This window comes from Duganella hordei, from assembly GCF_040369125.1.
Taxonomy (GTDB): Bacteria; Pseudomonadota; Gammaproteobacteria; order Burkholderiales; family Burkholderiaceae_D; genus Rugamonas; species Rugamonas hordei.
In genome coordinates, this window is record NZ_BPWI01000005.1 from 470,419 (window position 1) to 481,321 (window position 10,903).

The 10,903-nt window shown below is 68.6% G+C and carries 7 protein-coding genes; 3 read left to right on the top strand and 4 right to left on the bottom strand.

Annotated features, from left to right (window positions below):
• Window positions 1-13: 13 nt before the first annotated feature.
• The 3 genes from ABWW33_RS15265 to ABWW33_RS15275 are packed head-to-tail and all read right to left on the bottom strand — an operon-like array spanning window position 14 to window position 6,403.
• A complete protein-coding gene (locus ABWW33_RS15265) occupies window positions 14-4,423 on the bottom strand; it encodes a DEAD/DEAH box helicase (RefSeq protein ID WP_353402591.1) in 4,410 nt (1,469 codons plus the stop codon).
• Window positions 4,424-4,454: 31 nt separating this feature from the next.
• Window positions 4,455-5,429 carry a GlxA family transcriptional regulator gene (locus ABWW33_RS15270; RefSeq protein ID WP_353402593.1) on the bottom strand — a complete coding sequence of 325 codons (975 nt, stop codon included), beginning with the start codon at window positions 5,427-5,429 and terminating at the stop codon, window positions 4,455-4,457.
• Window positions 5,426-6,403: an SLAC1 family transporter gene (locus ABWW33_RS15275; protein WP_353402595.1), complete on the bottom strand. Its 978-nt coding sequence runs from the start codon at window positions 6,401-6,403 to the stop codon at window positions 5,426-5,428. Before ABWW33_RS15275 ends, ABWW33_RS15270 begins: the two co-directional genes overlap by 4 nt.
• A 180-nt stretch (window positions 6,404-6,583) precedes the next feature.
• Between ABWW33_RS15275 and ABWW33_RS15280 the strand changes: the two genes are divergently transcribed.
• Window positions 6,584-7,267 carry a FecR family protein gene (locus ABWW33_RS15280; protein WP_353402597.1) on the top strand — a complete coding sequence of 228 codons (684 nt, stop codon included), beginning with the start codon at window positions 6,584-6,586 and terminating at the stop codon, window positions 7,265-7,267.
• Here the strand turns inward: ABWW33_RS15280 and ABWW33_RS15285 are convergent.
• Window positions 7,264-8,268, bottom strand: coding sequence for a zinc-dependent alcohol dehydrogenase family protein (locus ABWW33_RS15285; protein ID WP_353402599.1), 1,005 nt, complete (start codon window positions 8,266-8,268; stop codon window positions 7,264-7,266). The genes ABWW33_RS15280 and ABWW33_RS15285 overlap by 4 nt on opposite strands.
• 151 nt (window positions 8,269-8,419) lie before the next feature.
• Between ABWW33_RS15285 and ABWW33_RS15290 the strand changes: the two genes are divergently transcribed.
• Window positions 8,420-9,340 (top strand): LysR family transcriptional regulator, encoded by a 921-nt coding sequence (locus tag ABWW33_RS15290; protein ID WP_353402601.1) that lies wholly within the window; start codon window positions 8,420-8,422, stop codon window positions 9,338-9,340.
• Between the two features lie 294 nt (window positions 9,341-9,634).
• Window positions 9,635-10,900, top strand: a complete 1,266-nt coding sequence (locus ABWW33_RS15295) for a porin (protein ID WP_353402603.1) — start codon at window positions 9,635-9,637, stop codon at window positions 10,898-10,900.
• Window positions 10,901-10,903 lie beyond the last annotated feature (3 nt).

Sequence of the window (10,903 nt, forward strand, 5' to 3'; positions counted from 1 at the left end):
CCGTGGAGTCAAATCAGCCGGCTGGCGGACGGCCCACCAGATGGGCGTGCAGTAGTTCGCGGTCGGCGTCGCCGTTCAGATAATTGAATTTTCCGGCGACCATGGTGGCGACCGGCGCGCCGTCCCGGAACAGCAGGCGGTTGCCGGCCAGGGCAGGGACCTTGTCGCCGGGCAGCAGCGTGCCGCACAGGTTGAGCGGATCGATGGCGGAGATGCACACCAGGCTGGCGTCGTGCTTGCGGCGGCGCATCTCGCGCAGCAGTGGAATGGCCTCGGGCAGCGCGAACTGTTCGCCGGAGAGGCCGGCGATGAAGCGGCCGCCACGAATTTCTCCGCGCGCTTCGAGGCGATGGTAGACCGGCAGCAGCTCGCGCCAGCTCGGCATCCACGCGGCCTCGCGTTCCAGCAGCCGCCAGAACATCACACCGTAGCGACGCAGCAGCGTCATGGCGATGTGCTCCAGTGTCTGCGGATCGGTACGCGGCTTGCGCGTGGGCGTGGCCGGGCGGGCGAGAGCGGGTTTGGCGTCGGTGGCTGCTGCAGTTACTGTAGCTGCTGCTGGTACTGCTGTTGCCGGACCCGCGGCTATCTCGCTGACGCGCTCGCGGATAGTGACGCCGTCGCCGCGCCTGACCAGCGCCCAGCGGCCGGCTTCCTCCATCGTTGGCGCGGCGCCCCGGTGGCGGCGCTTGTCGTTGCTGGCGCGCTTGTTCGCCGGCAGCAGCATCGCGCGCAGGCCGGCATAGCTGTCGGCGTTGACCAGGCCCGTATTCACCAACTCGCCCAGAGTGTTTTCCAGCTCCACCGGCAGCAGGCGCGCATCGTTCGCCAGTTCGTCGAAGAACATGGCGCCGTCGCGCCGCAACGCCTCCAGCACCCGCGCGGCGCGCGCCGAAACCTCGATCTCCCCGGCCACCACCGGCAGCGCATGCCACAGCCCCAGCTGGCGGCGCGGCAGCAGCACCAGCGGCGTGCCGCGCACCGGACCGCCGGCCGCGCTGGACGGCGCACCGATGCGCGTCCATACCAGTTTGCCCGCGCGGCACAGGTCATCGAGCCACGATTTGGAATAATCCTGCAGCCGCAGCGCCAGCAGGTCGCTTTCCCACGCGCCGGCCGCCGCCTCGTAGCCTTCCATCTGCGACAGCAACAGCGGCAGCGAATCTTCGCCGTGCAGCTGGGTGTCCGGCGACAGGTGCTGCCAGTCGAACAGGAAGCGCATGAAGTCCTGGCGCTCCACCGGCTCGATTTCGCGGCGCAGGCTCTTGATCGTGTAGCGGTGGATGCGCGCCAGCAGGTGGCGTTCGCACCATTCCTCGATTTTGGCGCCGGGCGTGAAGCGGCCGCGCATCACATAACCTTCGCTTTCCAGCTGCGTCAGCGCGATGGTGGCGGCGCCGGCCGTCAGGCCAAGCGCGCCGGCGATGGCGGCTACCGTCTGGGGGCCGAAGCCGCTCAGGCGCGCGCGCAGGATTTCGACCAGCGCCGTATCGGCGGTCCAGTCGTTGTCGACGGGCGGCACCAGCGGCGGCGTGGCCTGCGCCTGCGGATACGCGGCCTGCACGCAGGCCAGGCGCTCCAGCGGCACCCAGAAGTCGACGCCGGCGCCGCGCATGCGCGTCGCGCGTCCGCCGGCGGCCAGCGCATCCAGCCACGTCGTCCAGCCGTCATTTGAAGACGCTTCCGCATGCGTAATGCAGGCCAGCGACATCAAGGCCTCATGCATCTCGTCGGCGTTGCGCACATTCGGCCAGGCCTCTTCCGCCACGCTGGCGATCGCGCCCGCGTCCAGCGCGCCCAGGTCGTCGGTCGATGCCGGATCGGTCCAGCGCCGGTTGATGACCGCCTGCGTGCGGCGCTCTTCCAACGGCGCGTCGTCAAGGAAGGCGTAGGGACGGGCGTTCAGGATTTCCATCGCCAGCGGCGACGGCGCCGGCAGGTCGCGCGCCAGCAGCGTCACTTCGCCCGCTTCCATGCGGCGCAGCAGTGCCAGCCAGCCCTCGCAGTCCATCGCCTCGTGCAGGCAATCGTCCAGCGTCTGGTCGACCAGCGGGTGGCTGGGCAGCTCGCGCTCGCCGACGATATTTTCCAGGCACGCCGCCTGGTCGGGGAACACGGAGGCCAGCAGGTCGTCGCTCTTCATGCGCTGCAGCTGCGGCGCCACCTTGCGTCCGCCCGCGTAGCGCGGCAGCGCCAGGGCGGTGGTGGCGTTCCAGCGCCACCGCACGTTGAACAGCGGCGCATCGAGCAGGGCCTGTATCAGTATGTGCTCGGCGGTGGTCGAGCGCAGGTAGCGCCACACCTCGTCCAGCGGGAAGCTGTGCGCGGTCGACAATGACAGCACGATGGCGTCCTCGGTGGCCGCCGCCTGCAGCTCGAAATTGAAGCTGCGGCAGAAGCGCTTGCGCAGCGCCAGTCCCCAGGCGCGGTTGATGCGGCTGCCGTACGGCGTGTGGATCACCAGCTGCATGCCGCCCGATTCGTCAAAGAAGCGCTCCATGACCAGCGTGTCGCGGGTCGGCAGCGCGCCCAGTGCGGCGCGCGAGCGGGCCATGTATTCGGCGATCTGGCGGGCGGCATCGTCGGCCAAGCCGAGATGCTCGAACAGCCAGTCCACCGCGCGTTCGATGGCTGCCTCGCCGCCGCCGTCCAGCAGCCGGTCGATCTCGCCGCGCAGGCGCGCCACGCCCATCGACAATTCATCGCTGCGGCCCGGCGCCTCGCCCAGCCAGAACGGAATGTTCGGCGCCGCGCCGTGCGCATCCTCGACCCGCACCTTGCCCGCCTCGACGCGCTGGATGCGGTAGGACGTATTCCCCAGCTGGAAAACATCGCCGGCCAGGCTCTCGACGGCGAAGTCCTCATGCACCGTGCCGACCATCTGGCCTTGCGGTTCCAGCACCACCGAGTAGTCGGCGTTGTCGGGAATGGTGCCGCCCGAGGTGACTGCGGTCAGCTTGCCGCCGCGCCGCCCGCGCAACGCGCCGGCCACCGTGTCGCGGTGCAGGTAGGAGCCGCGCACGCCGTTGCGGCCCGTGTAGCCGTCGGCCAGCATGCGGATCACCGCGTCGTATTGCTCGCGCTTCAGCTGCGCATACGGCGAGGCGCGGCGCACCATGGCGAACAGTTCCTCTTCGCCCCACTCGCGGCACGCCACCTCGGCCACGATCTGCTGCGCCAGCACGTCCAGCGGCGCCGATGGAATGTGCAGCAGGTCGAGTTCATCGCGACGCACGCAATCGAGCAGCGCGGCGCATTCGATCAGGTCGTCGCGCGAGGTCGGGAACAATCGTCCCTTGGGCAGGCCGCCGACCTGGTGGCCGGAGCGGCCGACCCGCTGCAGGAACGAGGCGATGCCGCGCGGCGACGCTATCTGGCACACCAGGTCCACGTCGCCGATGTCGATGCCCAGCTCCAGCGACGCGGTGGCGATCAGCACCCGCAGCTCGCCACCCTTGAGGCGTTGCTCGGCATCGAGGCGGTATTCCTTGGCCAGGCTGCCGTGGTGCGCCGCCACCAGTTCGGCGCCCAGCCGTTCGCCCAGATGGCGCGCCATCCGCTCGGCCATGCGCCGCGTGTTGACGAACACCAGCGTGGTCTTGTGCAGCACCGACAGTTCCGCCAGCCGGTCGTAGACGCGTTCCCATACCTCGTTTGGCATCACCGCCTCCAGCGGCACCGGCGGCAGCTCGAGGCCGAGATCGCGCGCCCGAACGTGGCCGACATCGACCACCGCGCAATCGGCGCCGGCGCCGACCAGGAATTCCGCCACCGCCGACAACGGCCTTTGCGTGGCCGACAGGCCGACCCGCACCGGCGCCTTTGCGCACAGCGCGTCGAGCCGTTCGAGGCTGAGCGCCAGGTGGCTGCCACGCTTGCTATTGGCGACCGCGTGGATTTCGTCGATGATCACCGTGCGCACGGTGGACAGCATGGCGCGTCCGCTGTCTGATCCCAGCAGCACGTACAGCGATTCCGGTGTCGACACCAGGATGTGCGGCGCGCGGCGGCGCATGGCGTTGCGTTCTGTCTGCGTGGTATCGCCGGTGCGCACCGCGCTGCGGATGCCGTGGTCCGGCAGGCCGAGGGCGGCCAGTTCGCGGCTGATGCCTTCCAGCGGCGCCAGCAGGTTGAGGCGGATGTCGTTCGACAGCGCCTTCAACGGCGACACGTACAGCACCCGGGTTTCGTCGGGCAGCGGAGCGGAACCGCTTTCGGCCACCAACGCGTCGATCGCGGCCAGGAAGGCGGTCAGCGTCTTGCCCGAGCCGGTCGGCGCGGCGATCAGCGCCGGGCGGCCGCTACGGATCAGCGGCCAGGCGCGCCGCTGCGCTTCCGTTGCGCTGGGGAAGGCCGAGCGGAACCATGCCGCCACGGCGGGGTGAAAATCTTGCCACAAATCGACGGTGGGCAGCTTGGTCATGTACCACTAGATAGGGACGACGGCGCGGAAATCAATTATGGCATAGCCGGAAGCTGTCGCGGTATTGAGCCGGCGTGATGCCGAAGCGTTGCGAGAACACCAAGCGCATGCGCGCCGCGCTGCCGAAGCCGCAACGCCAGGCGACCGTTTTCAGCGCCAGTTCGCTGCCTTCCAGCAGGTTGCGGGCGGCGTCGATACGTGCGCGCTGCACGAATTCCGCCGGCGTGACGGCCATCTCCCTGACGAACTGACGGGCGAAATTGCGCGCGCTCATGCCTGCCACGTTGGCCAGGTGCTCGACCGACAACGACTCGGCCAGGTGTTCCATCACATAGCGCTGGATCAGCGTCGCCAGCGCGTCCGGTGCCTGCGCGTCGCTCAGGTAGGGACTGAACTGCGATTGTCCGCCCTGGCGCTGCGCCAGCACCAGCAGGCGCTTGGCGGCGGCCAGCGCCACGGCGGGACCATGATCCTCGGCCACCAGCGCCAACGCCAGGTCGATACCAGCGGTGACGCCGGCCGAGGTGACCAGCGCGCCGTCGCGCACGTGGATGCGGTCATGCTCGACCTGCGCCAGCGGGAATTGCGCCGCTAGCCGCGCGGCGTCGCTCCAGTGCGTGGTGACGCGCTTGCCGTCCAGCAGACCGGCGCGGCCCAGCAGGAAGGCGCCGGTGCAGATCGAACCGTAGCGCGACACGCCCTGCGCCATCTTGCGCAGCCAGGCCGACAGCTGTGGGTTGTCCGCCTGCAGCGCCAGTTCGGGGCCGCCGGCCACCAGCACCGTATCGAAATCCGCGAAGCAGGTGGCGGCATCGTCGAGGCCATGGTCGGCGCCCAGCCGCTGGCCGTTGGAGGCGCGGATCGGGTAGGGCGCCGTGCCGACGGTGACCAGCCGGTAGCCTTGGTCCGGCGCGAGGAAGCTGTTCGCTTCGGCGAAGACGTCCATCGGACCGGAGACATCCAGCGACTGCACCCCGGGGAACAGCAGCAGCGCGACGGTCTTCAAGATGCGCCGCCCATCGCCGTCGTTGCTGGAGCCGGAGCGGGAGGGAAGTAGCTGCCGCGCGACAGCAGGAGCAGCGACCGGGCCGCCACATACAGCACCAGCAGCAGCGTGGCGGCGAAGACGATCGCCGCGACGGCCTCCAGCAGGCGGCCATGGCCGGCCATCAGCATCAAGCCCTGGCCCAGCGTGGCGAGGCCGAAGGTATAGGCCCAGTAGCCGGGGGCGAAGTCCTGCCGCGCCAGCCAGCGGGAGGCGAAGGCCATTCCGGCGAAGACGAACAGCGCATAGCCGGCCAGCGCGAACGTGACGGCGCTGTGGGCATCGGCGCCCGCCAGCACTTGATAAGCCACCAGCGCCACCACCGGCGGTGCGCTGTAGATGCCCATGAAGTTGCGGCTCTTGTCGGCCAGGCCGCCCGTCATCAGCTGGTGTGTGATGGCCGAATCGAGCACGATCCACGAGATGGCGCCGACGCCGAACAGCATCCAGCCGTAATCGACGTAGCCGAACACACCGGCCGCCAGCGCGTTGACCAGCACACTGGCGGTGTAGGGCAGGAACAGCGGTGGCACGATGTGGGCGGCGTCGCGCTGGCTGCTCCAGTGCGCGGCCAGGCGCCAGGCGCCGTACAGCAGGTTGGCGGCGGAGCCGAGCCAGAACGCCAGCCTGGCGGCGTCCGGCCAGTAGGGCTGCAACGCCAATGCGATCAGGATCACCGATTCCGGTATCAGCGCCAGGAAGGCCGATTGCACCGGGTCGCGCGTCTCGGCCACGGCGGCGGCGCGGTGCGCCACCCATTTGTGGACGTACAGGCAGATGAAAACGGCAAAGGACAGCACGGCCAGCGCCTGCAGCACCTCGCCGGCCAGCGGCGGCAGCGACCACAGCTTATGGGCGAAGCGCCAGGCGTTGCCGGTTTCGGCCAGCCCCAGCGTGAGCGCGAAGAAGGATGCGGGCAGCAGTCTGGTTCTCATGATGTAGTCGATTCCGTTTGATGATCAATGCATCGATTTTAGGCCGGACGCGTGCCGGCATGAAGTGATCAAATGGATTGAATCCTGCCAATGTAGCACTGTTTACGGCGCCGCCGGCGTGACCACGAAGAGGCTGTATCCGTGGTATAAACACCGGATTAAATTTTTGGACGGTGGAGCATGCGGATACATAAATGGCTGGCGGCGTGGCTGGCGGCGCTGCTGCTGTGGAGCGCCGCCGCAGCTGCTGTTGCGGCGCAGGTGGCCGGCGTGGTGGTGCAGGTGAGCGGCGCGATGAGCGCGCGCTCGGCGGCCGGCGTGGTCAAGCCGCTCAAGGCGCAGTCGGAAGTGGAGAGCGGCGACACGCTGGTGACCACCGCCGGCGCCTGGGCCATGGTGCGCTTCATCGACAACAGCGAGTTGACGATGAAGCCCGGCACCACGCTCGTCATCGACACATTTTCCTTCGACGGCGCCAGGCCGGAGGCCGACAGCGCGGCGTTCACGCTGGTCAAGGGCGGCCTGCGTTCGCTGACCGGCATCCTGGGCAAACGCAACAAGGAGAAGTTCGCGGTCAAGACGCCGAGCGCCACCATCGGCATACGCGGCACCACCTTCTTCCTCGAATACCTGACCGGCAAGGGCGACGTCGATGCTTCCACCGGACTCGATCCCGGCCTGCACGTGCATGTCAGCAGCGGCGGCATCTCCATCGTCAACCGCTCCGGCGCCTACCAGTACGACCCGGGCCAGTTCGGCTTCATCAAGGACGATACGACCAAGCCGGTGAAGATGTTCGCCAATCCGGGCATGCGCTTCGCGCCGCCGGCCTCGTTCGGCGAGGCCGATACGCTGACGCCTTAATCCAGGCTCACCTGCACCACCACCTTGCCGCGCGCCGTGCCCCCGGCCAGCGCGGCATGGGCGGCGCCGACGCTGAGCGCATCCAGCGTGTAGGGCGTCGGGTCCAGCATCACTTTCAATTTGCCGGCGGCGGCCAGCGCGCTCGCTTCCCTCATGATCTCGCCGTGGTGCGCGCGGCCTTTGCCGGACAGCAGCGGCAGCAGCGTGAACACGCCCGAGTAGGTGGCGGCGCGGAACGACAGCGGCGCCAGCGCGTGCGTGCCCCAGCCCAGGCAGCTGACCACGTGGCCGTGGTGCTGGCGCGCGGCGCGGAACGAGGCGTCCAGCGTGGCGCCGCCGACGGTGTCGTAGACCACGTCGAAGCCTTCGCCATCGGTGTGCTGCCGGACGTACTCCTCGACCGTGGCGCCGCGGTAGTCGATGAAGGTGGCGCCCATTTTCTCGATCGCCCCGCGCTGTTCCGCGCTGCCGGTGGCGTAGACGACGGCGCCGCGCGACACAGCCAGCTGCACCGCCATGTGGCCGACGCCGCCGGCGCCGCCGTGCACCAGCACCTTCATGCCGGCGCCGACGCGGGCGCGGTCGACCAGGCCTTCCCAGGCGGTGACGAAGATCAGCGGCAGCGCGGCCGCTTCGCGCATCGACAGGTTCGAGGGCACCCTGGCCAGCAGGCTGGCGTCCACCGCCGCGTACTGCGCCAGCGAGCCTTGCACACCGCCGATGCCGCCGGTCATGCCGTAGACGCGGTCTCCGGCGGTAAAGCCTTCGACGCCGTCGCCGACGCTGTCGACGATGCCGGCGATGTCGATGCCCAGCACCGCGGGCAGTCGCACCTGGGCGTGATCGGCCTTGCCTGCGGCGATCTTGGTGTCCAGCGGATTGACGCCGCTGGCGATCACGCGCACCAGCACCTGGCCGGCGGCGGCGATGGGGCGGGCGATCTGCTGGTTGGTCAGCGGGGCGGCGGCGGCATTGAGTACGACGGCTTGCATGGTTTTCATGGCGGGACTCCGGGTGGTTGGTTGATGCAGCCATTCTGGCCCGGCACGGCTTGCGGAAAAAGCGGGCCGGCCGGCATGCAGAATCCCCGAATCGCGAATAATCCGTAATCCGGCTAGAATCGCTGCACACATGGGGAGCACGGGGAGCGGGATGGACAGGCTGGATGCGTTGAAGGTGTTTTGTGCCGTGGTCGATGCCGGCGGCTTTAGCCGGGCCGCCGCCAGGCTGGGGATTTCGACGTCCTCGGTGACCCACCAGGTCGGAGCGCTGGAGGCGCATTTCGGCGTCAAGCTGCTGAACCGCACCACCCGCAGCATGTCGCTGACCGACGAGGGCCGGCGTTGCGTCGAACAGGCGCGCCGCCTGCTCGACGACATGGCGGATCTGGAAAGCGGCATGAGCGACGCCCTGCAGGCGCCGCGCGGCAGCCTGCGGGTCGACATGCCGGGCATCCTGGCGCGCCAGATCGTGGCGCCGGCGCTGCCGCGCTTCCTGGCCGCCTTTCCGGAACTGAGCGTGCGCCTGACGGCCAGCGACCGGCTGATCGACATGGTGGACGAGGGCGTGGACGTCATGCTGCGCATCGGCGAGCTGTCCGATTCGGGGCTGGTCGGGCGCGGTATCTACAAGAACCGCTACATCTGCTGCGCCGCGCCGGACTTCATCGCCCGCCACGGCCGTCCCGGGCATCCGGACGAGCTCAATGATTTTCCCTGCCTGAATTTCGTCTATCCGAAGGCACGCCAGCTGCGGCCGTGGGCGTTCCAGCAGGACGGCCAGCCGTTCACCACCACGCCGCGCGGCGCGGTGGCGATGGATCACGTGGAATCGCTGATCGAGATGGCGGTGCAGGGCGGCGGCATCGTCCAGCACCTGTCGGTGTCGCTGATCGAACCGCTGCGCAGCGGCGCGCTGGTGCCGCTGCTGGAACCATGGCAGGCGGCCGGGCCGGACGTGTCGGTGCTGTATCCGCAGCGGCAGCAGCGCGCGGCCAAAATCAAGGTGTTTGTGGACTTTGTGGAAACGTTGTTTTCCAGCCTGCAGGCGGGCGTTGATACCCGCATAACGTAGCCAGCCGTGCAATATATTCGATGATTAAATGACAGCTGATTTGTCATTTGATTATTAAGAATTGTGGTTTTTAGATAGAATTCTTGGTATCTTGCTCTAATCCATCGACAGTTGCTTTAAGGAAGTATAAAGTGGTTGTATCCGATGCAGTTCTTCGGAACGGCACCTAGCCAAGACCCTCCCACCTAGTCGAGACCGGACGCCCGCCGCAGCGGTGCGCGATGGCGCCTGTGCGCCTGCTCGACATGCAGTATCTGGCGGGCCGCCGTGTGAACACGATAGACAGGACCACGAATGACCGCTGATTTTTCCCCGACGCGCGCCGCCATGGCGGCCATCCTCATGCTGGGCTGCTGTATCGCCCGGGCAGGCGATGCCGCGCCCGGAGCGGCGGCCGACGGCGCGCCGTTGTGGACCTTCGGCGGCTACGGCACGCTGGGCGTGGTCCGCAGCAACGACAACCAGGCGGACTTCACGGCCAACGTACTCAATCCGGGCACCGCCGGCCGCAGCCGCGAGTGGAGCGCCAACGTCGACAGCCGCATCGGCATGCAGCTGGGCCTGAACCTGAACAGCTCATGGTCGGCGGTGCTGCAGCTGGTGTCCGAACGCACGCTGGAGAACGGCTACACGCCGGCGGTGGAGTGGGCCAACGTCAAATACCAGGCCACGCCGGACCTGAGCGTGCGGCTGGGCCGCATCGCGCTGCCGCTGTTCCTGGCCGGCGACTACCGCAAGGCCGGCTATGCGCTGCCGTGGGTGCGGCCGCCGGTGGAGGTGTACGGCAGCATCCCGATCAGCAACAGCGACGGCGTCGACGCCAGCTACCGCTGGAGCACCGGCGACGTCAACCATGTCACCCAGGTCTTTTTCGGCGGCACCACCATCGACATCACGGCGCAGGCGAAGGCGAAGGCGCGCGCGCTGATCGGCCTGTCCGACACCACCACCTGCGGCAACCTGACGGTGCGCGCCAGCGCGATGACGACCGAGCTGTCGGTGGACATTGCGCGCGAGCTGTTCGACGGCATGGCGCTGTTCGGGCCCCAGGGTGTGGCGCTGACGGAGCGCTATGACCTCCGGGCCAAGCGCGCGGACGTGGTCACCATCGGCTTCAACTACGATCCCGGCACCTGGTTCCTGATGGGCGAGATCGGCCGCATGAACGCCCGTTCCTACCTCGGCGACAAGACCGTCGCCTACCTGAGCGCCGGCTACCGCTACGGCGACATCACGCCGTACGTGGGCTACGCCGTCTCGCACGCGAACACGGAGACCGGCAGCGCCGGGCTCAGTCTGGGCCAGCTGCCGCCGCCGCTGGCGGCCGCCGGCGCGCAACTGAACGCGGGCCTGAACGAGCTGCTGGCGACCATCCCGCGCCAGCGCAGCGTGACCGTCGGCGCGCGCTGGGACTGGCGCGCCAACTACGCGCTCAAGCTGCAGTACGACCGCCTGACGCCGCGGCAGGGCTCGAACGGCACCTTCATCAACGTGCTGCCGGGCTTCCGCTCGGGGCGCCCGGTCGGCGTGTTCAGCGCCGCGCTGGACTTCGTGTTCTGAGGG